Source organism: Niabella aurantiaca DSM 17617 (assembly GCF_000374125.1).
Taxonomy (GTDB): domain Bacteria; phylum Bacteroidota; class Bacteroidia; order Chitinophagales; family Chitinophagaceae; genus Niabella; species Niabella aurantiaca.
Map to the genome: position 1 here is coordinate 61,504 of NZ_KB893628.1, position 24,031 is coordinate 85,534.

A 24,031-nucleotide genomic window follows, 5' to 3' on the forward strand; every position below is an offset into this window, starting at 1 on the left:
CAACGCAAACAGGTTTTTGGTTTGACGTTTAATATTTGAGGTCTGTTTTTATGCTCAATGTTACTTTCTCTGGTTTCGGTTAAATCTGTGTACGTTACACGTCTCACTGATCATTCTTTCTTTGAAGTTTAAGGTTTCACGTCAGACCCGGTTTCATGCTTGGTGCATTTTCACATTCTCAAATGCTCCGGAACCATCACTGACAGCTGACCACTGCTACTGATCTACCAGCACAGGCACTACATTTTTACGGTGCTTGCTTTGCTGGAACTTTTCTTCAATGATCTTCCGCATCGGCTTGCGCTCTACCTTGCTTTCCAGCCAGGAAATGATATCCAGGTAGGCAAAGGAGCGGGTCTCAAACCGGTTCTTCTCGAGGTGCTTGACCTTGTCAAGGAAGCGGGCAAACTCCGGTATCAGCTCCCTGCTGGTAAACCGGAAGGATCCCCTGAAAAAACGGAAGATCTCCTGCTCGATCACTGTCAGGTTCTTCATTTTGGACATATAGCGGAAAACGGAGCGGGTCAGCGAATCCATCAGCTCCAGGTTACCCATTTCATAATGTGCCAGTAAATGTACCAGCCGTGCATAACATTGCAGGTCCGTTCTGAGCCCGGACGAATCATTGATGATCTTTTGCAGGTAATCGATGCTGGTGCCATAATCTCCCGAGAGGAAATACAGCATGGCTATTTTATAAGTGATCACCATTACCCGGTGCCGGTCCAGGAATAAGGTATACTCCGTCAGCTTCTCTTCAATAAACGGCACCTCCTTCAACCCGGCGGCGGTTTGCCCGGTAATGGTAAAGTAGTTGATCTTGGCGCTGGCAATGTACACAAAGGATTGCACCCGGAAGTTTTCATTGCTCTGCACTCTTTTGGTATGGCTGAATTCCTCAAACCGCTGCAGGTCGATGCTGAATTTTTCGTAATTCCTCAGATCAAAATGCGCGTTCAGCAGATTGTGATACCCCTTGATGAAATGACCGGTTTCCGTCCGTTGCATATTGGGCTTTTCATAAAACAGGTCCACCCATTTTTGCACATACCGGTAGTACAGGAGAAAATCCTGACGGATAAACGCAAACCAGGTATAACTTTGATAATAATAGAGCCGTTCGTAAAACCCTTCCTGCTGGGCCGATCCCGAGGGCAGGTTCTGCTTAAAGAACTTCTTCACCTTATCTTCTTCCACTTCATTCCGGGCATGACCATTGGCAATATAAAATCCGTATACCTGCAGCGAAAGGTTCGACAAGCGGGTGACCATGTTCAGTTTGGTATTGACCTCGTTGGACTCTTCTGCCAATTCGTCCATCCGGCTGACAAAACTGTCCGTCACATTCAGCGCCTCGATGCGTTTTTCCAGTGACAATATCTGCGGAAGAAAGAAGAACTTCTGGTTGAGTTTGGCCATTTCCTTGACCTTATCGATCACCCGAAGGCTCTGGTAGAACAGCCCCTTCTTATAAAGTATATGCGCTGAATCGAATAATTCATTTAATTGAAGATCAAGACTTTCACTGCTTTTCAATAGGCGCAGCCCGGCCAGTATCTCCTTATATAAATGGGATTTCAGATTGGATAGCTGGGGCTTGGTTACATCCTTCAGCTTTTTCAGCACCAGCTTTTCATCATATTGCTGCAACTTGTCCAGGGCATCAAACAGCTTGATCACCTTAAGGTCCTCATTACCAGAGCTTCGTGTAATATAAAGCTTAAAGTGTCGTTTTTCCGACTTTTCCAACGATTTTATTAACTGAAACAGGATATCTCCCGGCTTATTCGGCATAGTTACAAAGTTAAATGCAAACTTTTCAAAAACATTAAAAAGGCCCAAAATACCCTTGGGCATCTCCACGAAATTAAGCTGTAATGCAGTAATAACGGGCACTTTAATGTTTTTATAACAGGTTAGACATACCAGATTTCATCAATAGTTGGTTTGGAGTGCCCTTCTAAAACGTATTATCTTTGTGTAACAAATGAGGGAATAGGAAAAGAGAGACAAAAGCTGTAGGCAGCACAACAAAAGAGTTTTTTAAGTTTTTTCATATGGCAAGCAATCGTTAGAGGTCAGTCCGTTTCTACGGAAGGACCTTTTTTGTTTTCAGTACATTCTAAATTCAACGGCAAGCTGCTGCTAAACTATTACAATCTATAAAACGGGCTATTTAGGTGTGTTCATTAAGAAAAAAAAGAAGCAACCGTCAGAGGCAATCAAACTTAGAGGTCATCTTCGAGTAAATAAAAACGCTTCCTTATTTACACTGTAATCAAAAACCTGATACCGGTTAATAAAAAGTTAATTGATTACAGGCAACTAAAATAACAGTATTTTCTGAATTGGGGCTTCTTTTCCCCAATCTTTTTTTAAACTTTTCGATTTTCTCCATTGTTTGGGCATTTATTTATACAATTTTCAACGATTTTTTCGTTCTCTTTTAAGCGTTGGATATGCGATCCATTTTCTGCTGAAAGGCTGTATCTACAGTACTTTCAGGGAAATCAGCAGGTATTGAATATGATAGAACCTGCGGCATATTGTGTTTTTGAATGTGTAAACCCTGTATATCTTTGTGTAACAAATGAGGGAATAGGAAAAGAGAGACAGAAGCTGTAGGCAGCATAACAAAAGCGTTTTTTAAGTTTTTTCATATGGCAAGCAATCGTTAGAGGTCAGTCCGTTTCTACGGAAGGACCTTTTTTTTGCACTGTCTTTTATTGCTTCCGGCGGGAAAATAACACCCATGGACTTTTATCCTGTTCTGCCCGTTTCGTAAATGGAAAGATCCCTGTTAAAAATATAACCAATCTATGCAAACCGAATAATACCGCGTATTCTGGGTCAGCAATAAAAAGCGGATCCCTGTTATATAAGAGATCCGCTTCCTTGTTCATTTTTAGGCCGAGACAATCGTTAGAGGTCACAATAGTTTTGTTTCAACGGTTATAGAGCACTAAAATAAGGGATTCTATTAACAATAAATTAACTAACAACTGTTTTTTTTAAAATTCCGAAATTTTTTGCCTGCTTTTTAATTTATTTTCAATGCTGATCGTTAAGCATCCCCGATTATCTAAACAAATCGCATTGAGAATTAGACGTTTTGGTTTCAGAGACCCCCTGCAAAAATGGCATCCTTGCAAAATGGCATGAATTATGACTATCTTTGTATTCAGAAGTTATTCATTAACTTTTTCATATGGCAAGCAATCGTTAGAGGTCGGTCTGTTTCTACAGAAAGACCTTTTTTTTTGGCCGGATAATAATATTGCTAAAACCGCAGAGGCGCTGAAACATTGTTTTTCAGGCTTTTATCATCCCGGGGGGCAATCCCACTAAACCTTTGTCATTCAGCGCTCTGTGGCTAAACCAGGCAACTAAAAAAACCGGGAGACCGTTTTTAACAATCTCCCGGAAAGGAAAGGTATCTATTGAAATGGTTGCCGGAATGTATTATTCAATCAGTATTATTTGGAATTCATCTGTTCGATCAGCTGGAGCAGTTGTGCTTCAGAAACCTCCTGCAGGTTAAAACTGATCCCCATGTAATTTGTCCCGCTTCCGGGGGCGATCGTCACATCACGCATCTCGGCATAAAATTTACCATTAACGGTACTCATGGCCAGGAAGGTTCCGTTTGCTCCAACAGGGATGCTGTTTTGATAGCTCAGCAGACCTTCTTTGCCGGGGATGGGGTTGAAGATGGGGTTGTATAATTTTACGAGCGTATTTACACCAGACACCTTAAAGAACAACTGGGTGGGATCCTGCCCGGAATAGTTATTACCGGTTTTGATATTGAATTTATCCCCGAAATAGCCAAGTACCGTTGTTTTGGGTGCAGCAATATTGTAGAGTGCATCGCAGTTTCTCCAATCGCCCAGGTTATCCAGCGGAAAATAAGTGGCCGCGGCATTGCCAACTCCAAAGGAGCCGGGTATCTGCGTCCATTCCATTCCCTTTTTAATAGTATAAGCCTGGGTGATGGTGGTGAACACATTTTCATGGTTATAGCCGCTGTACTCCACGTTCACCGTTGTATCACCATCCCACATGGGGATCTCGCGGTTGGCACCATTGGCGTTGGCGGCAGGGAGGGGCACCTGAACATTCGGAGGTTTTTGCTGCGGATTCAATGCAAGCGGCTGTCCGTTCTGCTCTGCGGTAACCAGGGCTTCACCAAATGTTTCGAGTATCTGCCCGGCATCGGTTACCGGTGGTTTGTCTGCCAGGATCATTTCGCTGGGCTTTATAAAAACGCGGGCACCAATGGTCACATTTCCTGTAACCACACCACCACCGGAATTTATAAAAGCATCCGGGCTAAAGGTAATCTTGGTGCCGTTCTGCAGGGCGATGGTAGCGCCGGTGCCGGCATCAACCATAAATTTTTCAACAACAGGTTCATGGTCTTTAAAAAAACGAAGCATCTTTTCTACATCTTTCTGATAAGTGCTTTGCGGATCGATCGGTGTATTGTCCTTCCTGCAGGCAAAAAGAAAAACGGCCAAAGACAATAAAGTCAGGAGCGGAAACATATTCTTTTTCATAAACATTGTTTTTAAAATTTAAAAAAGAGGGTTCTGCCGGTATATCAACCGGCCGGAATAATTGTTACCCGTATGGAAAAAGATCAGATGGCATTTCGGTATGATAATGACCCGGTATCAAATTTGGCCGGTCGGTGAGCACACTGCCCGGGCGTAGGCCAGGGTTTATGCCTATGCCATAGCCGTCAACTTAAGATGAAAAGTGGAGCAACCGACCGAAGGGAGCCCATGAGGGCCATAAAAAATAATAAGCAGGCGAATAAAATCTCGTCGCTCCCGCCGGTCTGTTCTTCTGCGGGTGGCGGGACCAGGGAAAGCGGCGCTTCAGGCACTGGCGAGGGACCACACACTTTCCCACGCTGCCCGCCGCGGCAGATGACCCTGGCTTTCGCTCCACTTTTTGCCGGGAAAAAGTGGAAAGAGAATGCCATTGATTATCAGTGTATCCTATCATCTGTCATTGGCAACGATGTCTTGCTGAACTTGTTTCAGCATCTATTCGGCATCTATACAAGGTTCACGCGGATCCTGAAACCAATTCAGGATGACCCGAAGCAGGTTTGTCATGGCGCCATTGATTTCGTGTTCACAAATGGAAAACTCAGCATGACTATGACAATTTGAATTGCACCCTATTCAGAGTGGAAACATTATTGTAACTTCAATTGAGGAAATTGACCTTGGTGCCAATACTTATATTTCACGCAAATTAGAAACAGCAGACGGTTTTAACTTGGGTACGATTTAGTTATTAAGAAAGAAGAAACTGCTTCATTTGCCTTTCAGATACGAATCAACCATTTTCAAACAGAACAAGTGTATAAATTCATCTTTATCCTTCTTTGTGTACCCCTGGTTTTTTTTGAGACTTATTTTTTAGTAATAAACAGGTTAGAAATATTAGAACCCAGAGGTGTTTTAATTATGTTGATTATATTGATAAATGGCCTATTATCCCTGGTATATAGAAAGAACATAAAATACGCAATTTTGTTGCTCTGTCTTGTATTATTGGTATGTTTTGTCGTAAGATATACTTGTTATTAGCTTTTCAGGTTTTAAATAACTTAAACACTTATTCAAATGCCATTCTTGTTTTTTAGAAAAACTTCCATCGTACTTCTTTTTTCTCTTCTCCTGTCATCGTCTTATGGGAGGGGCTGGATTGTTCATTCATTTCTTCGGATAGATACCATTCCCCCGGCCCCTACTTACAAAATCCAATCTGAAGCCGAGTTTGAAGGTGGCAAAGAGGCCTGGAAATTGTTTTTACAAAAAAATGTGCAGGGAGATGTACCCCGGAAAAAGGGGGCCCCGGCAGGAAGGTATCCTGTAAAAGTTCGGTTTCTGATAAATACAGATGGCACAGTAGGTAATGTCAGCATTATTAGCGATCCGGGCTACGGTGCTGCTGAAGAATTGGTGCGTGTTATAAAGTTGTCATCAGGTAAATGGAAGCCGGCCATTATTGAAGGCGGAAAGGTTATAAAATCAATTAGAACCCAACCTATGACTTTTGAAGTAAAGGAGCCGGCTGCCAAGCCGCCAGAAATAATCAGAAATTATGGATTTGAATATTTCGACGCACAGTTTAAAATTGTGAGTTGGGTGCCTCAAAACACCAAAAACGGATATATTATTGTACCTACTCCATCGGCGCGCAGTGGTATCGTTTCCCTTCTTATTATGTCAAAGCGCAATATCGAAGGAGAAAGAGGTAGCGGCTTGTTTAATACCATTATAACAAAAAATGTGCTTGACGGGAAAAAGAAAGTAACGATTAGTGCCTATATCAAGACTGAAAACTTAGAAGATGGCGCGGCCAGTTTATGGATGCAATTGAATGGGAAAACCGGAATCATTTCTGACAAAAACAGCGATGATAAAACTGCCAGGGGAAATTCGGACTGGACGAAATACACGATAGAGCTTCCGCTCACCGCCGATGTGCAATCGGTTGGCTTTGGCTGCAAAATGACCGGTAAAGGTAAAGCATGGTTTGATGATTTTGAAGTGTATGTGGATGGTATTTTGATAAAGTAAGTTTTGAGAAGAAGAGAGAGATGCCGAATTTGTATTAGCGATGGTTATTATTTACGGCTTGGTCACAACTGGCACGCAGCATTTGACTTTATAAAGCCATCCGATTTCATCAACTGGTATTTGTGTTTTAAAATACAATTTGGGTACTGGATCGGGAAGATCATCGATAGCCTGTTCTGATCAGAGCCACTTTTTTCGCCAGAAGAAAAGTGTAGCCGTTGCTATCGCTGTCGTTATAAGCAAAAGCGATAACGGAATGGATGATGTACTTTTTTGCCGGATCCGCAGCGACGCACCGTTGCCCTGGTAAAAATAAGCTGCCCAAAACAACGGGTTCTGTGCTGCCACACTCCGGTGTTCTTCAAGGTACGCAGCACGGGCGGATTTCAGCGCCGTTACGGGATCCGGATCTGCAGACAGGGCCTGGTAAAAATTCCGGAGCAGCGCACCCGATGCGGCATCATCCACCTCCCACCGGGAGGAAAGCACTCCGTCAACACCCTTGCTCAACAGGATCCGGCCGAGGCTCTGCATACCTTCCCCCTGTAAGAGCACACCGGAGCCCGTTTCGCAGGCGGCCAGCACCACCAGGGGAGAGCGGGTAGTAATGTATTGAAGCGCACCCAGGTACAGCTTATCTTTTAAAACAAGATATGGCTGCCCCTCTATGGTATTGGCTACCGCATGGGAAGCCAGGTGAATAATATTACCGGCATTTAATGCGGCCATAAAAGCGGAATCGGTTGTCTGTTCGGCAGGGTACTGCCGGGTAAGGAACTGCCCCGCCAGGAAAGCACGTTCCTTTGCCGATTGCGGAAGGGCGGGGAACCCAAGGTGCGGCTTTTCAAAGCTAAACACGGTTACCGGCCTGGGAGTATTGCTGCCTGCGCTGGAAAACGCATTTTGCAGGAACGTAAAACTATACCCGATCGCTGTGGTTGCGCCCCAATAGGACGGTTTTTCCTTTGCGGTACTGAGCGCTTCAAAGGGGAGGTTGTGCAGCGCCCCGTCCGGCGAAATCAAAACAGTGCCCCCGGTGCCGGACAGCCAGGGGTTCCAGGTATGGAGCAGCTCAGAAGAGCGCGCATAATAGGCATGCGGATCCCGGTTAAAGGCTGCCGGGCCTGTATAAAAATAGGCTTGCATAAAACCATTGAGCGCCTGTACCCGCGCCCGGGTATTGGTGTCGAGCCGGTGCCGGAAATGGTCTTTTTGAATATGGACGGTATAGGCATAACTGTCGCCCAGATAATAGCTGATGATCGTTTTTTTAAGGGCTGCCGTTTGCACCCACTTCTTAAATATACTGTAAGACGGCAGCGCAATGCTTTGCCGCTCCTTCAGATTCAGCTCAAACTCCAGCCGCCGGATGTTTTGCCGGATCTGCTGCCGGTAGTTTCCTTCCGGCGTTTCTGCCAGGAGCACGTATAAAGAACGGAGCTGGTCTACCCATTTCTTGTTATGGGAAAGCAGGGCATCCTGCTTCCAGAACGCAGTCCGGCGCTGCTCATTGAGCAATACCCTGCCCTTGGATAACTCGGTAAGCCAAAGCGCTTTTACCAGGTATTCCGGGTCCTGGTATTGATCAAACAGCTGGTGGTACAGGGCAATTGCTGTTTCTGAATATCTTTTGTTGGCGTAAACAGCTGTATTACTGTTTAAAGAGGCCGGCAATAACTGCTCCGTATAATAGTCGTTCAACACGGCTTTTTCAAACCATTGTGCAGCCTCCAGCGGTTTCTTGTACAGCAGGGAGGTAGCCACTCCAAAGAGCGCGGTGGTCACTTTAAAATCGGGGAACAATCCCTGTTCGTTCAGCCGGAAATAATGAAGCGCTTTCTGATGCCAGGAGAAGGCGCTGTCTGGCTGATGGAGGAGCAAATAGGCATTACCGGTTTCGATAGCGGTTTCCACCCTCAGCTCTATATTGTCTGCGGCGGTGTTCTTTTCGATTTCCCGCAGGTAGTAAAACGATTGCCGGTGCTTCCCGGAAAGGTTCAGTAAGCGGGCACGGGCCAGGAGTGTTGTTTGCTGCGCTGTGGAGGAGCCGGGAAGCCTGCGTACGAGCTGCATTGCTCTGTGGTTCCAGATCCCTGCGCTATCAGTATTACCGGCTTCAATAAACGACTCTGCCTTTAAATTGTACAGCGGCAACGCGTCATTGGGGCTCCCGCTTTTTACGCTCTGTAAACCCAGGGCAATCGTGCTCCGGAGCGCGGCCTCATCATGCATCCGGAAATAGGTGGTGGCCAGGTTCAGGTACAGTCCGGGTATGATCGCATGCCGGTGCGCGGCAACGGCTTCCGCGATCGCCCGCCGCTGAATATAGATCGCTTTGGAAAAATCTCCCACACGGGTATAGTTGTTTCCCAGCGGTTTTGCAATAAATTCTTCAAAGTCCATATCCGGTCTTAGCCCGGGGTCCTGCTTATGCTGCTCATAAAAAGCATAAGCCCGCTCGTACCAGGCGATCGATGCCGGTACCTGTCGCTGGGTGAGCAAATGCCAGCCGGTATTGATGAAGAACTGAAAGCAGGCCAGCTTTTCTTCTTTTGACCGGGGTGCCCGCCAAAGCGCCTTTTTCAAAAAGTCCTCCCGGTTAACAGCCAGTCCCGGATCTGCATCCAGCTGATCAAAAAGAAAATTGGCGCAGGCCTCCAGGTCGTCTTTCTGCTTCAATTGCCGGTACACCGTTTCCAGGCTGTCTGCCGGCGGTGTTCCGGAGCAGCAAACAATCATCACCATACCGGTGAGTAAATTGCGCAGGCAACAGATTAACTGTTTTCCTTTGCCGGGGCCAAGGATCCTGCATTGCGGAACATCAGCATTGCGGAACAAGGTAGTTCCCTCCGTTCTTTGTGTGTTTAAAACCGCCATCCTGCGTAAAAGAATCCGTACCCGGTCTTTTTATCGTTATAGTAATACCGGATGCCTAAATGGGGGCCAAGCTTGACCTTCCCAAACTGCAGGTCAATAAACGGCTGCACCCGTATATCAGAAAAGGTCTTTATTTTTTCGGTAAGTTGCTTTTTATATACTTCGCCGGCCGTTCCGTTGGCCGATACACCGTGGTAGGCCAGATCCTGCTCCACAGCACCGCCCATGTTTGCCGTGAGGCTGAGCCCTGCGCCCGCGGAAAAATAATTGCCGAAATTATGACGCAGCTGTACAGGGACCAGCTTTATCTGCGAAACGGTGTTGGTCACCGAAGAGTCCATTTTGTTGTATACAAATTCCTTCCTTCCATCTACCGGGATCACTCCATTCCTGTCCAATGTATAATAACCGGTATTGGTTTTGAGGCCCTGTTTATAATACAGCTCCGCCTGTAAAAAAGGACGGAAGGGCGCCAGGGGAGCTAATGCCACGCCGGTCACAAGGCCATCGCCCGCCCGCTCCTTACCCCAGGCCTTTTCGAAACCCGCCATTACAACAGGCGATATGCTTTTTTTGAACCGGCCCGTGGCATAATTGGTAAATATGGGTTCATTTTTATCAAAGTAAATGGCTGTGTGCGCCCTGAAAGGAACGGGGTCCAGTTTTTTTCTGGTGACCATGGAAAATTCCATAAATCCTTTGGTGCTGTCTTTATCCTCCACTCCCTTCTGATTGGTTCCCGGCAGGTAGATGCCATGAAGGGTAAAGAGCAGGCCGGTTTTCTTTTTTTCCAGCTCCCAGCAACCGCGTTTTTCTGCACCCGGCTGACAGGGTGGGCAGAAGGGCGATACGTCTTTGACCTGTACCGTTTGCGGATCCAGCGCGCCGGGGGTGGTAATGTCCAGTGCAATTTTGCGCGCAGGCCCTTTCCCGGTATTCTGAAAGCGGACCTTGTAAGTAAGCTCTTTGTGCTTGCTTAAAAAACGATACCCCAGCCGGCCCCCTTTCAGGTTCATTTTATTGGGATCGTGCGAATTTACCACCGGGATATTGAGCCGGTGCATCACGGGGTTTCCCTTTTTAGGAACATATACTCCCGTAACGGTCACCGTGGCATTGGTATCTTTGATCATTTCCGGTGTTACTTTCAGCTCTGCCAGGGTAAAATGCGTGGCGCCGGGAGCAATCGCGCCCAGCTCAATAACATAGCTGTTTTTGTAAGCCATCATGGTGCTCAGCAATGTGCGGGAAGCTTCTGCATAGTTCTGTACCCTGACAATGGATGAAGGCGGGCTGCCGCTTTCCGTAATTTTCAGTTGTTTTTCCGGTCCCAGATCCGCCATGAGCGCCGGCTCTCCGGCAACCAGACTGTCGCCGCTGTTAAAAAAGCGAAAGCCCCAGTTGTCACCGGCATTTTCAAAACAGGTCTGGTCAAAGATCTTCTCGTTCAGGAAGAGGTACAGCTTGCCCTGGTCCTCTTCCCGGCCGGTATTTCTCCAGCCTGCCAGCAATACCATGGTATCGCCGGGCTTGGCCATACAATTGTACTTCAGCTCAAACACTCCGTTGGCTTTAAAAAAGTCCCGCTCTGCGGTGGAAACAGCGGCTATGCTGGCATTGTTTCCGTTAGCCGAAACCTTTTTCTTTTTCCTTTCCGGCTTTTTTCCGTCGTCATAGTTGTTTACGGCATATAAATACACATCATAGTCGCGCTGCTGGGCGTACCGGTGTTGGGGGGATGCTTCGGTGCTGAAATGACCGTCTCCAAAATCCCACAGGTGGGTATAAAAAGGCTCGGGAGCGCCGGGGATCTGGGTAAGGGCCGGCAACAGCGCCGAAAAACGAACCCCGCCCGTGTCTGCAACGGTCTGAATGGAACTGTCTGCCGGATGCGGGCCTCCCGTCTGGGCATAAGCCCCGGCAGCCACAAGCAATAGTCCGAACAAAAAAAGTGCTGGTCTCAAGTTTAATCGCCACATACTCATAAATCAGTTGATCCCCGAAATTGTTACCGCTCCTGCACAGGCGGATACCTGCATTTTCTTCAGCAAGTCCGATCACCCCCCGGAAGCAAGCCAACCGTCCGGGTCAATGTGTTAACGGGCCAGAACAGAGGGGCAAATTTTTAAGGCGCTGTAAAAAACATGCTGCAAGGTAAATATATTCAATATTTTTGAGATTCAGGAGTAATGAAGGGGCGCGCATTCCAAATATTGAAGCGGTCAGCCACCCTGTTTTTAAACGAAAATAAACCAGAGCAAATGCATGTTTCCTGGAACATATAGATTTTTATCATCTTAATTTTAGAAGATTGCATACAGACCAACGATATATAGAAGCCTTACGAAACAATGATTCGGTCCTGCTTTCCGAGATCTACCGTAAGTATGCCCCTTCCATTGAAGCCTACCTGAAATCAAAGGGGGCCGGTACAGAAGAATGCGGGGACATTTTCCAGGAGTCGCTGATCGATATTTTTAAGCTGGCGGCAGACGGCAAATTTGTGCTTACCTGTCCGTTTGAAGCCTTTCTTTTGCTGATCTGCAAACGGAAATGGATCAATCTGCTGAAGAAAAAATCCAGATCGGGGGTAACAAAGAGCCTGGATGAAGGATATCATTATCTGGAAGACGGAACAGAGGAAGAGGCTGCGGTACATGCCCGCCAACTGGAGCAGGAGCAGCTGGTAATGGAATTGCTGGAACAGCTCAGCGAGCGTTGCCGGGAGATCATCCGGGCTTCTTATCTCAGCGATTCGCAGCAGAAGCTGGCCGAACAGCTGGGAGTAAGCTATGCGTATCTCCGGAAAAAGAAATCCATCTGTATGTCTGAATTAATTGAATTAGTAAATCACAACCGCACCGAATGAATTTTTATGAACAAATAGAGGCGTATCTTTCGGATACGCTTTCCCCGGCGGAACGCGCTGATTTTGAGCGCCAGCTGGCACAGGACCCCCAGATTAAAAAAGCATATGAAGACTGGCTTTATACAGAAGCCATTGTTCAAAAACACGAAGCGGCAGAACAGCAGGTACCCCAATTAAGAGCATTGCTGGAACCGCTAACCCGGGAGCATTTCAATGAAAAGCCAATGGTGGCGCACCGGAGCGGCCGTGTCCGGAAACTGATGCTGGCCGCTGTGGCAGTGGCTGCTATCCTGCTCCTGTTTATCTTTACTCCCGCCAGTGTAGACCGCTATCCGCTGGCGCCAATGCCCAACGTGGTGGTGCGGGGCGCAACAGACCAGGGCAAACAAGGCGGACAGCTCTTTAATGATCAGCAATACCAGGCCGCGCTTCCTTATTTGAAAGCCGCCGCAGCCAGCGATCCGGGTGATGTTATGGCTGCATTCTATTATGGCGTCTGTTTGCTGAAAACAGAGGCGCCCGTGGTTGCCCTGCCCATTTTTGAGCAGCTCCTCCAAAGCAGCTCGGCCTACCAGGAAGACAGCTATTTTTTTGCGGCCCTCTGTGCCTATAAAACGGGGAACCAGGAACTGGCTCAAAAATATGCGGCCGCCGTTCCGCGCAACAATATCTATTATAAAAATGCGCAACGCATTTTAAAGAAATTGAAATAGTCCCTATTCCGAAACACTCAGAAGCTTTCCGGAAGGATCAATCGTACGATCGACCTGTACCGACTGGTTATTGTTCCGGCCTTCAATACGGGGCCGCTCCGGTACGTCGATAAACGAATCCCTGATGCGCACATTTCCGGATCCGGAAAGCCGGATGCCCCCGGCGCCGGGTTCCTGCTTACTGCTTATGTTTACGCGCTCCACCACCACATCCGTACACCGGTCAAAGACCTGGGCCTTGCCACATCCGTTCCAGAGATTCACCGAATCGATCTTTATATCCGAACAATTGGTGAACCCCATCAGTGCGGGCTTTGCCAGATCTTTTTGATGCAGGTAACCGTTCTTTTGCAAAGCCGCGGCGGAGGCGGTCACTGCACGGCCATTGCCCTCAATAACTCCTTTGCCGGAAATGCCTATATGCTGCTGACCATCTGCACTGATGATGGCCCTGATCGTACCGGAGCTCCGGTATTCATATACAGAGGCCGCGCCTACCAGCACCGCACCTTCCTCAAGCTTAATGGTCACATTCGACCGCAGCTGTACCGCACCGGTTATATAACGCCCCACATAAAATACCAGTCGCCCGCCCCCTTTTTCGTGGATAAAATCAATGGCTTTTTGAATGGACCGGGTGTTGTTGGTAACGCCATCCGACAGGATCCCGAACAGCGAGGCATTGTAATCTTTAGCGGCGGCGCACAAGGGAAACAGTGCGATAACCAGCAATAATTGTAATACGCGCATTATGAGGCTTTTTAAGAATAATTAAAATTATTTTGTTCGCGTGGTATGGTGCAGGAACAGCTGTTTTTTCCCTTTAGCCCCGGGTTCTTCCACCCGTATCTTATTAAAGGAAGCTTTTTGCACATCATCAAACACTATGGCCGGGCGGTAATCGCTTTCCTTTGCCCGCAATACGATATTGTCGAAGCGGATACCCGTTGCATGCCGCACATAAAAGCCCCAGGCCGGCAGCTCTTTAAATTGTGAAAACTCCGGGTAGGCAGCGGGCATTTCGGGAATACTTTCCAGCTCTTTTTCGCTCAGGCCTCTTTTGGCATAATGCGGGTTACCGCCACCGGGATAAACGATCTCGATGTTCTTAAGCGTGACCCCCTGTATTTTATATTGTGGCAGCCCCACAATACTTGCCGGGGAAATGTTCCGCGGCAGGTCTTCGATGGGTCCTTCATAGCTGTAGCCGGCGTCCGGCTTGGTAGCCGGTACTTCTGCATACACGTTGGAAATGCGGATGTTTTTCATGTACGGCTGCTTGCCGTTGCTCCACCGGTCGCCAATGCGCAGGTAAATAACATTGCCGGTATTGATCGATCTTACCCCATCCACTTCGATGTTCTCCACCAGTCCGCCATCTACAGCCGCAAACGTAATGGCGGAGCGATAGGTATCCACGATCTTTAGGTTGGTAACCTTAAAGTTCCGGAAGCCACCGCGGGAAACGGTCCCAAACTTCAGCCCGTTGGCGCTGGATCTTCCCGTACAGTTATCTACGATCACATTCTGGCAGATCTTCGCAGGATCGTGCGATTTAAAACAGATTACATCATCCGCCGCATCAAAATAAGAGTTCTTAATGATCACACTGTCGCAGTCCACCACATCGATCCCGTCATTGTTCCAGTAGTTCTTGCTGTCTACGGTAATGCTGTCCACATACAGATTCTTACATTGATCATAGGTCTGGTTCCAGCTGGCCGGGTTTTTCAGCGTGATGCCGGTTATGCGCACATTGGTGCATTCACGGAAATAAATATTCTGCGGACGGTTGGTTTCATTGGGCCGGTCGTATTTGAGCGGATCGGATACCAGCCCTTTCTGGATATTGGCCACCATGTTGTTTGCCGTACGGGCCCCGCGCCCGTCGATCATTCCCTGCCCCGTAATGCCGATATTGTCCTGTTTGATGGCAAAGATCATGGAGGTCCAGCCGATATATTTGTTCTTTTCATAGTCAAACGGATTCACCGAGCCCAGCAACACAGCACCTTTCTCCAGGTGAAGGGTCACGTTCGACTTCAGGAAGATCGTTCCGGTAAGGTATTTCCCTTCTTCAAATACCAGGCGGCCGCCGCCGTTCTCATGAATGTAATCGATCGCCCCCTGGATCACGGCACTGTTGAGGCTTATTCCGTCCTTTTTTGCGCCAAAGCGCTCTACGGAGTAATCTTTTGCCAGCGCTGTCAGGACCATCAGGGTAGAGAGCGTTCCTAAAAAAAATTTCTTTCCTTGCATTGTTCTTTTTTTTAAAATACAGTAACGGGGCCCAGCAAACCCATAGCGCGCATGGGTTGTGGCTTCCTTTTTCCATTTGTCCAGTACTGCGCCACCGGGTTATCCGTCAGCGATTTCATGTAGTTGCCCATGGTGGTGGTTACGGCGATCTCGATCGTGTTTTCGCCGTGCTGCAACGCCGGCTGCACATGATACAGGTACCGGCCAAACCAGCGCACGCCCAGGTCTTTTCCGTTTATCTTCAGCCGGGCTATACCCAGCACCGTTCCCAGGTCCACATAAGAAGGGCCCTCTTTTGTTTTTGTGATCGCATTCCGGTAAACAACGGTACCGGCAAAATTTTTATACCCGGGTATTTCGTTCAGGTCTTTTAACCCTATGAACGTTGTATGCTTTACCGTACCATCTATATGGCGGAGCTCCACCTGCCAGGGTGTTGCAACGGCCGGGTACTGCCCGGCTGATTCCGGTACCTCTTTATAAAAAGGCGCCTTTTTTCTTTTGGTCTTCTCAAAAACAAAGATCCGCATATCTGCCGGGTACAGGGTAAGGGCGATCCGCCGGTCGTTTTCCAGCTGGTACAGCTGACCGGTAACCGCATCCCAATAGTGTCCGAACCTGCCCTCACAGATAGCTGCATCCGGCTGCAGGGTCACCCTGAAGGGGTGGTTGGCACTGGAGTTAAATACCAGCAGCAGCTCCATCGTTTCATTGGTGTACCGCACCTGCTGTATAAACGGGTTTCCGTCAGTAATGGTTACATAGGGCCGGATCTTATACTTTTGCTGAAGTCCCCGGTACCAGTCCGGATAGTTTTCTTCCGGGTGCTCTACAAATACAAAGCGGTCCTTAAAGGTCTGCAGCTCTTTAACAATGCCACGCACCTGCTCGGTCCGCCCGGCTGCCTGAAACAGGCCTACCGATTTATCCGGCGTGTTTTGCACGCAGATCACTTTCCCCCCGGACCGTACAAATTCCAACAGCTTGCCGGCTGTTTCCGGTTCCATACTTTGCACGTGTACCAGGAAGATCGTATGGTATTTACGGGGACCGTAGTGCAGGAAACCCTCTCCAACAGTTGCATCATTGATGATATTGTCCGAGATATAATCACAGCCGTTGCCGTGCTGCTGCATGGCTTCCCATATCAATGACAGGTTGCTGGGATAGGTAAGTGAGGGAAAGGGTTCATTGGGCGCTCCGAATTTTCCCCAGGCATCATAAAGCGGCGGCATTATCGCAATATCGGCAAACATATCGGCATGCTGCAGCAGTGCGGATACCCGGGCCTTATAATCATTGATCCGCCTGAAGAACGGCCAGTAGGTATTGCGTTCGTTCATGAAATTGCCGTAGCGGATCCAGCCGGGAAAAGGCGCCTCTTTGGGCGAATAGTTAAACCCATGATAAACGGAATGCGTGATGCCGGTTATGAGGCTCTGATCCGAGGCCAGCTTCAGGGTTTGTAAAGAGGCATTGAACACCATATCAGTATTGGTGGCCTCCTCACAGGAGATCACCCGTTTTCCGGCAAGATGCGCGCCGGAGGAAACAAATTTATTGATCATGGTATAGGCGCGCCCGATCCGGTAATCGGTCTCGGGCATTTCCTCGCCGATCCCGTATTTAATCCAGGTTTCGCCTTCCGGCAGATCCATGCCCATACTGCCTTCGAGAGGATGATATCCTCTTCCGTAGGCCTGCGCGCGGGACAGCATCCCGTTTTTCTTACACCATTGCTGAAAGGTTGTTACAAAGCGTTCTTTTAAGAGCGCCACCTTTGTGCGGTCAAAATCACAGCGTACCCGTTCAATAACATCCTGGAATTCCGGTGTAAAACGGGTACCGTAATTATAGTCATATACATTTCCCATGCCCCCCGTCTTTGCCAGGATCAGGGGAAGATAGGGCATCAGGTCATAACCCCTGCGGTTCTTAAATTCTTCCGCCATATCATCCGTCCAGTTGGCGCCCTCCAGTTCCATACTGTCTACAAACAACGCGCGCACCCTGTTTTTCAGAGGGCCGATCCTTTCCTGGATCCGGTCCGTCATGTGGTTCAGGTATTTTTCTACAGCCGCCTTATTAAAATGGTTCAATACCTGCCCGTTGGCGCCCGGAGCCCCGTTGATCACCTGCAGGAATGCTTTTGTTTTTACAAGCGCATAAATGGTGTAACTGCCTCGGGGGATCTTTGCCTTAATAAAACCGGAAGGAACCTGGTCCGACAGATCGATCACCTCGTCCAGGGAATTCATGGGGTCCGGAACCATAAATACTTTTTGGATCTCCAGCTGCCGGTGGGCATATGGACTGGTGGTTGCGGGGTCGGCTTCTTTGATAAAGTCCAGCAACGGCGCTTCAAAATCCATCAGGCCCACCACCTTTTTTACACCGATGGTCATGACATCCGCCCGCTCTTCTCCTTCCAGGTATTCGGCGCCGAACGGCCAGCCGGAGCCTACAATTAGATCGCAGGTCAGCCCCATCTTTTTCGCTTCGGTCAATGTAAAATCCAGCACCGCTATCCATTCGTCGCTCAGCCAGGTCAGCGAAGGGATCCCCATATCATCTGTCCGCTGCGGAAACTTAATGGGGTTGATCTCCACACCGCCGATGCCGGCCTCTTTCAGCAGTTGCAGCTCGCGCAGCAGCTCCTGTTTTTCTACCTTGTCGCCATTCCACCACCAGCGCACAAAGGGGCGGTATACGGGCAGGGGGTTTTTAAAAAGCCCGTATAACGGATCCCTGCCCACCTGTACCTTGTTATTTTGAAATGCCCAGGCAACATGGTCATACATGACTGCCCCAAGCGTGAGGATGGAACCACGTTCCAGAAAGGATCTGCGCTTCATGTTTCAGTTTTGTTTTGTGCACCTATGCGTTCTGCACGGGCAGCAACCGGTATTTTATATTATTATCATCGCATTCATGCCGGCCGGCAAGGGCCGCGCAGCAGCGAAAAAAATCATGCGTCTGTTTTTTGATAACGTTCGTTCAAAAGATCTTTCATCCATAAATTCAACCGCCATTGCTCCTGCTGCAGGTCGATGTTCCGGTTGGCCCCGGTGAGATAGGGTGGCGGACCAAATTCCGGTGTTATGGTACTTTCAGTAAATCCCTGCTGTTCCCTGCAGGCCAGCCACTGATCCCATATCTTCAGATGCTCGTTCAGGGCCATCGCGTATTCGGGCAGTGAGGGGTCAAATACCTGGGGACCTTCTGTATGCCCTACACGGGCATGCAGATGCGCCGTTTGCCGGATGGCTGCATGCACGGCTTCCTGTTGATCTTCCAGGTAGCTTTCTGACACACAAAACCAGTGCGACACATCCAGGGTGAGCTGCAGATCCGGCTTCTTTTGGAGCAGCGGAAAAACCGTATGCGCGGCGTAGGACCATTTGTTGCGGTGCGTTTCCTGGTAAACGGCCGTACCGGTTTCCCGGGTTACCGCTTCGCAAACCGCCAAACAATCCAGTATCTGCCCGGTGGTAAAATACTCTCTTCCACATTGCGCACTGATGAACAGCGGCCGTTTTTTAGACGTGCGGAGCCCCGCCAATTGCAGCAGGTCTGCTTTCAGCGCAGCCTGGTAGGTTTCAACATCCTGATGCGCAGTGACCACCTGCATCACGATGGAAAAATCCAGGTCCGTTTCTTCCAGCAGGGCCAGCACCTCCTGCGGATCACAAACCTCACCAAAAGGGAACCACTCAATACCGGCATACCCGGCTTTTTTTACCTCTTTCAAAAAGGGGCCCCACGCTATTTGCTCCGCACCCCAGCGCGGACAGAGAAATCTTATTTTCAACGCAACGCTATTTACAGGCTCAAAAACCGTTTCCTTAAAAGATCCGTCTTCATCGCATCCCTCCCCGGCAGCCGGTCAAATAACCGGGAAACCATTCCTGCATCCGTTCATTTTTCACACCCGTTCTTTAGTTGGTGTACCCCGGGTTTTGTATGAGGTTCTTATTCAGCTCCATTTCCCGTTGCGGAATGGGATACAAAAGCCGCTCGGGGGTAACATTGAAGGACTGCGGCAGCAGGTAAGGATATTTTTGTTTGGCGATGACCCCATAGGCATTCATTACTGAAATGGCCTGCCCGGTCCGGATCAGATCCTGCCACCTTTTATTTTCAAACGCCAGCTCCCTCCGGCGCTCTTTGGCAATGGCCGTACGCAGCTGTACCGGGTCGGTCGTGGCAATATTATGATCCGTATTGCCGAACGCGCGTACCCTTATCTGGTTGAAGTAGGGCAGCGCATCTCCCGGTTTGCCGGTTTCGTTCAGGCATTCCGCCAGCATCAGCAATACCTCTCCGTAGCGGTACAGGGGCCAGTTCTGATCGGTATTCTGATTGATGTCGGGAACGGGGAGGTAGTAGTATTTTTTACAAAAATATTTGGCCACGATGCCCGGCTTGGGCGTATAACCAACAGCGCTTACAACCCCGCTCGCCTCAAAATCCTGCGCATCGTTCAAAGTGCCTTCCACGATGCCTACCGAGGCGTTAAACCGGCTGTCGCCCGGCTCAAACAGGCTCATCAGGTCATCCGTGGGCACATTCCAGCCCCCATAACCTGTGGTATTGAATGTAACGCCCAATACATTGGTGGTCTTTGGCATGTGCGGAATAAAGCGGTAAATAAAACTGCTGGACTGGCCGGTGGTCCCGGACTGGTATTGCACATCAAAGATCAGCTCTTTATTGACATCGGCACTTTTATTGGCCGGATTAAAAATGGCATTGAAGTTCGTCATAAGGGTGTACCCCATAGTGGTAACAGATTGCAGCAGGGGTAAGGCGTTTTCATAATCCTTCCGCTGCATATAAACCATTGCCAGCTCAGTGGCTGCAACCCCTTTATTCATACGCCCGGTTTCCGGCACTTTGAATGTGGGGGCCGGAAGCAGGGTCAGGGCATCCTTGAGATCATTGATCACCTGTGTATATACTTCTTCTTCCGTGGCCCTGGGTAAATAGGCATCGGAAACCTGCTGCACTTCATGCAGGAGCAGGGGCACGCCGCCAAAGTTCCGCACAAGGTCAAAATAGTAGTGTCCCCGCAGCGCCTTGGTTTCCCCGGCAATGAGGTTTTTTAAGGAATCCGTCAGGGATGTGTTCCCTCCGAGGTGATCCAAGATGGCATTTGCACGGCCAATGCCTGTGTAGGCGGCCTGGTAGCGCACCTGTGTAACTCCGTTGGTGGTTTCATCCATAAAAGTGGAGATGTTTTCGCGCGCGGCATTTCCCCGGTCTTTGGCATAATAATCGAATGTGGCATTATCCGAACGCATCTCATCCATCCAAAAGGCATTGTTGGCAATATCGCGCAAGGGCGTATAGGCGCCCACAACGGCAAGCTGAAAATCGCGCGGTGTTTTATAAAAGATCCCTTCATTCAGGTTGCCCTCGGGGTAAAGGGTCAGAAAGTCTTTGGAACAGGATGAAAAGGCAACCGCAGCGATCACGCAAAGTCCGGAGATATATTTGTAATTTTTCATTATAAACTGCTTTTAATCTTAAAAACTAAAATTGACGCCGACCATAAATGTGCGCGGGATGGGAAACGTGCTCAGGTCCTGGCCATAGATCCCGGTAACATCATCTTTTGTGGAGTTGGCCTCGGGGTTCATTCCTGAGTATTTGGTAAATACAAAGGCCTGCTGCACGCTGGCGTAAACCCGGGCAGCCTTCACATACTTCAGACGGTCCTGCCGGAAGGTATAGCCCAATGCAATGTTCTTAATGGTAAAGAAATTGCCGCTTTCCACCCAGGTAGAATTGGCCAGGCGATACAGCTCTGTTGTATTTGCCCGGGTGCCGGGCACTTTTCCGTTGCCGGGGTTTTCTTCTGAGCGCCAGCGATCCATCATGTCGGTGGCCACATTCATCACCCCGTCCAGGTTGGTCCAGTCGGCACGGTTGGCATTCAGGATCTGGTTGCCTCCTTGTCCGTACCCTACAATGTTCAGATCAAAGTTTTGATACCGGAAGGTATTGGTGATCCCAAAATTGTATTTCGGGTTGGGATTACCGATCTGGGTCCGGTCATCGGCATTGATCACACCGTCGGCTTTTACATCTTTCATCCGGACGGAGCCGGGTGCGGACGAGGAGTGCTTTGGCTGGTTGTCTACCTCCGCCTGGGTCCGGTACACCCCGTCAAACACGTATCCGTAAAATTCTCCGATATGCCCGTCTTTTACCGTGCGGTTATAACCGGCATAGGTAGTATTGTTGCCAATAAAAGGGGTATTGGGCGGCAGCTCCAGCAGTTTATTATCATTCAGCGAAAGATTAAAGTCGGTTGTCCATTCAAATTTGCCCACCAGGTTGCGGGAGCTTACCATAAATTCATGCCCCCACATCCGGAACTTGGCTACATTCAGCTGTATGTTGGAATAACCTGACTGATAGGGAAGGTTTACCAAATAAAGCATTTTGCTGGTTGTTTTGTCGTAATAGTCATAGGAAAAAACGATGCGGTCCCCCAGGAAATTAATGTCCGCCCCGATATCGGTCTGGGCCGAGCTTTCCCAGGTTACCTGTGGATTTCCAAGCGTCGGGCTCAGGGCAAAACCGGGGGTCAGCGTTCCGCCAAACACATAGTTTGCGGCATTTACATTGGTCACAAACTGGTAGTACCCGATGTTGAAATTACCGGTCTTACCATAACTGGCCCGCAGCTTTAAAAAGCTTACGGCGTCATTTTTCTTAAAGAATCCTTCATCGCTTATGATCCACCCGGCCGATACAGAGGGAAAATCCGCATATTTAACATTCGGTCCAAACCGGGAAGACCCGTCTCTTCTGAATGTTGCGGTTAAGAGGTATTTTCCTTTAAAGTCGTAGCTGAGGCGGCCAAAACCCGAGGCCATGCTCCATGCTTCTTTATTGTTGTTCCCGCTGGTGACCGCTGCGCCGGAGATCCAGGGAATGCCGTCGTTTGCGAAATTAGAACCGCTTATGGCGCGGTATTCCCGCTCCCATTTCTGGGCGCTGTACCCTGCAAGGAGATCGAGGTGATGATCGTTTACCGACAGGTTATAATTCAGCGTATTTTCGTTCAGCCAGGAAACATAATTATGCGAGCTATGGGTGGCGGATGAATTGGAGAACGGACGGGGCACCGGCGTAGCGCTCAATCCGATCCCATACATGGTTCCCTGATACCAGTCCTGCTGATACGCTGCAATATCGGCATTGATCGTTGTTTTAAAATGCAGGTTCTTCAGAAGCGCAATGTCGGCATAAGCATTGCCCAGCAACCGGAAGGTCTTATAGTTGGCATCGGCCAGCAATAACTGCTGTACCGGGTTGTTCAGGTTCAGCATTCCGAAGGAGGATGCCTTGCTGTTAAATGCCCCGTCCGGGTTGTAGATGGGCTGCAGCGGAGAAGCCGCTGTGGCGTTGGCAATGATCTGCCGGTTGCCATCTGTAAAATTCCTTGTATTGTGCTCCAGCTGATAAGAGGGTGCCAGGTTTAAACCGATCTTAAAGGCATTGCCCGGCCGGTACTCATTGTTGCTCCGGAAGGCAAACCGTTTCAGGTTGGTATTGAGCAGCACACCATCCTGATCAAAATACGACATGGTGGAGGAGGAAGATAATTTTTCCGTACCCGAAGAAAGGTTGACCGAAAAATTCTTCATCGGTGCGGTACGCAGCAGTGCACCGTACCAGTCCGTCCCTTCCCCGTATTGCTCCGGATGGTCATACTCCGCCGGAATTCCTTTTGTATAGCCTTCATATTTGATCTTATCTTCATAAAAGCCTTTCATGTAGGTGGCAAATTCCCGGGCATTCATCATATCCGGGCGTCCTTTCTGCGGCACTTTTTGCCAGCCGTAATAGGTATCGAAAGTAACGCTGGTGCGACCCGCTTTTGCCTGTTTGGTGGTGATCAGGATCACGCCATTTGCAGCCCGCGCACCATAAAGCGCCGCAGCCGCAGCATCCTTTAGCACCGTAAAGGTTTCGATATCGTCCGGGTTCACCACATTCATATCGCCCGACCGGGTGTTGCTGCCGGAAAGAGGCTGCCCGTCTACCACGATCAGCGGCTGGTAACCGGCGCCCAGCGAGGCGGCGCCACGGATGCGCATATCGATGCCCTGCCCCGGGCGGCCATTGGCCATATTGATCTGTACGCCGGCCACCCGCCCCTGCAGGCGCTGACCAAATTCGGCGGCAGGGACGTCTTTTGCTTTGGCGGCATTAAAGGTAGTTACCGCGCTGGTGATGTCTTTCGCCAGCCGCGTGCCATAGCTCACCACGACCACTTCATTCATGTTGTTGCTGCTTTCTGTAAGCAATACCGTTAGCGGGTCCCCCCCGGAAACTACCGGAACTTCCAGGGTACCATACCCCACCCTGGATATGACCAGTGTTGCCGGCAGCCGGACCTTCAGGTTAAAGCCTCCTTTGCTGTCGGTTGCTGTTGCTTCTATTTTTCCTTTTACATTAACGGAGGTTCCGGCAAGATCATCACCGGAGCGGCTTAACGTAACCACACCCCGGATGGTTTGTTGGGTTTCCTGGGCCCCCGCTACGCTGCAAAAGGAAAAAAAGAGCAGGAACAATACGCCCTGTTGCAGCAGCAGCAGTGATCTTTCTAGCAGTTTGTGCATTGTCATAATTGGCTTGTTTAAATATTGAATCAGGCCGGGGGCCTTTCAAAAGAAGAGGGTTCCGGACAGGAT

At 49.1% G+C, this 24,031-nt stretch carries 13 protein-coding genes; 3 read left to right on the forward strand and 10 right to left on the reverse strand.

Features of this window, described 5'->3' with window-relative positions:
• Positions 1-216: 216 nt before the first annotated feature.
• Positions 217-1,794 carry a hypothetical protein gene (locus tag B160_RS0109345; protein WP_040679703.1) on the reverse strand — a complete coding sequence of 526 codons (1,578 nt, stop codon included), beginning with the start codon at positions 1,792-1,794 and terminating at the stop codon, positions 217-219.
• A gap of 1,682 nt (positions 1,795-3,476) precedes the next feature.
• The gene (locus B160_RS0109370; RefSeq protein ID WP_157557976.1) at positions 3,477-4,559 is read right to left on the reverse strand and encodes a hypothetical protein; all 1,083 of its coding nucleotides are present in this window, start codon (positions 4,557-4,559) and stop codon (positions 3,477-3,479) included.
• A gap of 1,083 nt (positions 4,560-5,642) precedes the next feature.
• On the opposite strand from B160_RS0109370, the gene B160_RS30535 reads away from it, so the two are divergent.
• Positions 5,643-6,602 (forward strand): energy transducer TonB family protein, encoded by a 960-nt coding sequence (locus B160_RS30535; RefSeq protein WP_018627658.1) that lies wholly within the window; start codon positions 5,643-5,645, stop codon positions 6,600-6,602.
• Positions 6,603-6,782: 180 nt separating this feature from the next.
• Here B160_RS30535 and B160_RS0109390 read toward each other — a convergent pair whose 3' ends face one another.
• Together B160_RS0109390 and B160_RS0109395 are read right to left on the reverse strand one after the other, a co-directional pair.
• On the reverse strand, positions 6,783-9,347 hold the full coding sequence (locus B160_RS0109390) for a CHAT domain-containing protein (RefSeq protein ID WP_169540024.1): 2,565 nt from the start codon (positions 9,345-9,347) through the stop codon (positions 6,783-6,785).
• 119 nt (positions 9,348-9,466) lie between these two features.
• Positions 9,467-11,443, reverse strand: a complete 1,977-nt coding sequence (locus tag B160_RS0109395; RefSeq protein ID WP_169540026.1) for a PKD domain-containing protein — start codon at positions 11,441-11,443, stop codon at positions 9,467-9,469.
• A gap of 347 nt (positions 11,444-11,790) precedes the next feature.
• Here B160_RS0109395 and B160_RS0109400 point away from each other — a divergent pair, with 347 nt between their 5' ends.
• Positions 11,791-12,348, forward strand: coding sequence for an RNA polymerase sigma factor (locus tag B160_RS0109400; RefSeq protein WP_018627661.1), 558 nt, complete (start codon positions 11,791-11,793; stop codon positions 12,346-12,348).
• Positions 12,345-13,061 (forward strand): tetratricopeptide repeat protein, encoded by a 717-nt coding sequence (locus B160_RS0109405; RefSeq protein ID WP_018627662.1) that lies wholly within the window; start codon positions 12,345-12,347, stop codon positions 13,059-13,061. The genes B160_RS0109400 and B160_RS0109405 overlap by 4 nt, the downstream gene beginning before the upstream one ends.
• A gap of 3 nt (positions 13,062-13,064) precedes the next feature.
• Here the strand turns inward: B160_RS0109405 and B160_RS0109410 are convergent, their stop codons facing one another.
• From B160_RS0109410 to B160_RS0109440, 6 genes are all read right to left on the reverse strand, one after another.
• Positions 13,065-13,811 carry a glycosyl hydrolase family 28 protein gene (locus B160_RS0109410; RefSeq protein ID WP_018627663.1) on the reverse strand — a complete coding sequence of 249 codons (747 nt, stop codon included), beginning with the start codon at positions 13,809-13,811 and terminating at the stop codon, positions 13,065-13,067.
• 27 nt (positions 13,812-13,838) lie between these two features.
• Positions 13,839-15,320, reverse strand: a complete 1,482-nt coding sequence (locus B160_RS0109415) for a glycoside hydrolase family 28 protein (RefSeq protein ID WP_018627664.1) — start codon at positions 15,318-15,320, stop codon at positions 13,839-13,841.
• Positions 15,321-15,331: 11 nt separating this feature from the next.
• Positions 15,332-18,175, reverse strand: coding sequence for a glycosyl hydrolase (locus tag B160_RS0109420; protein ID WP_018627665.1), 2,844 nt, complete (start codon positions 18,173-18,175; stop codon positions 15,332-15,334).
• Between the two features lie 113 nt (positions 18,176-18,288).
• Positions 18,289-19,131: a sugar phosphate isomerase/epimerase gene (locus B160_RS0109425; RefSeq protein WP_157557979.1), complete on the reverse strand. Its 843-nt coding sequence runs from the start codon at positions 19,129-19,131 to the stop codon at positions 18,289-18,291.
• 127 nt (positions 19,132-19,258) lie between these two features.
• A complete protein-coding gene (locus B160_RS0109435; protein WP_018627667.1) occupies positions 19,259-20,830 on the reverse strand; it encodes a RagB/SusD family nutrient uptake outer membrane protein in 1,572 nt (523 codons plus the stop codon).
• Positions 20,831-20,848: 18 nt separating this feature from the next.
• Positions 20,849-23,959, reverse strand: a complete 3,111-nt coding sequence (locus B160_RS0109440) for a SusC/RagA family TonB-linked outer membrane protein (protein ID WP_157557980.1) — start codon at positions 23,957-23,959, stop codon at positions 20,849-20,851.
• Positions 23,960-24,031 lie beyond the last annotated feature (72 nt).

Excerpts from the sequence above, each read along its gene's own strand:
- B160_RS0109345 (WP_040679703.1), bottom strand. The coding sequence starts at position 1,794 with ATGCCGAATAAGCCGGGAGATATCCTGTTTCAGTTAATAAAATCGTTG.
- B160_RS0109440 (WP_157557980.1), bottom strand. The coding sequence starts at position 23,959 with ATGCACAAACTGCTAGAAAGATCACTGCTGCTGCTGCAACAGGGCGTA.
- B160_RS0109420 (WP_018627665.1), bottom strand. The coding sequence starts at position 18,175 with ATGAAGCGCAGATCCTTTCTGGAACGTGGTTCCATCCTCACGCTTGGG.
- B160_RS0109410 (WP_018627663.1), bottom strand. The coding sequence starts at position 13,811 with ATGCGCGTATTACAATTATTGCTGGTTATCGCACTGTTTCCCTTGTGC.
- B160_RS30535 (WP_018627658.1), top strand. The coding sequence starts at position 5,643 with ATGCCATTCTTGTTTTTTAGAAAAACTTCCATCGTACTTCTTTTTTCT.
- B160_RS0109435 (WP_018627667.1), bottom strand. The coding sequence starts at position 20,830 with ATGAAAAATTACAAATATATCTCCGGACTTTGCGTGATCGCTGCGGTT.
- B160_RS0109370 (WP_157557976.1), bottom strand. The coding sequence starts at position 4,559 with ATGAAAAAGAATATGTTTCCGCTCCTGACTTTATTGTCTTTGGCCGTT.
- B160_RS0109405 (WP_018627662.1), top strand. The coding sequence starts at position 12,345 with ATGAATTTTTATGAACAAATAGAGGCGTATCTTTCGGATACGCTTTCC.
- B160_RS0109390 (WP_169540024.1), bottom strand. The coding sequence starts at position 9,347 with ATGGTGATGATTGTTTGCTGCTCCGGAACACCGCCGGCAGACAGCCTG.
- B160_RS0109415 (WP_018627664.1), bottom strand. The coding sequence starts at position 15,320 with ATGCAAGGAAAGAAATTTTTTTTAGGAACGCTCTCTACCCTGATGGTC.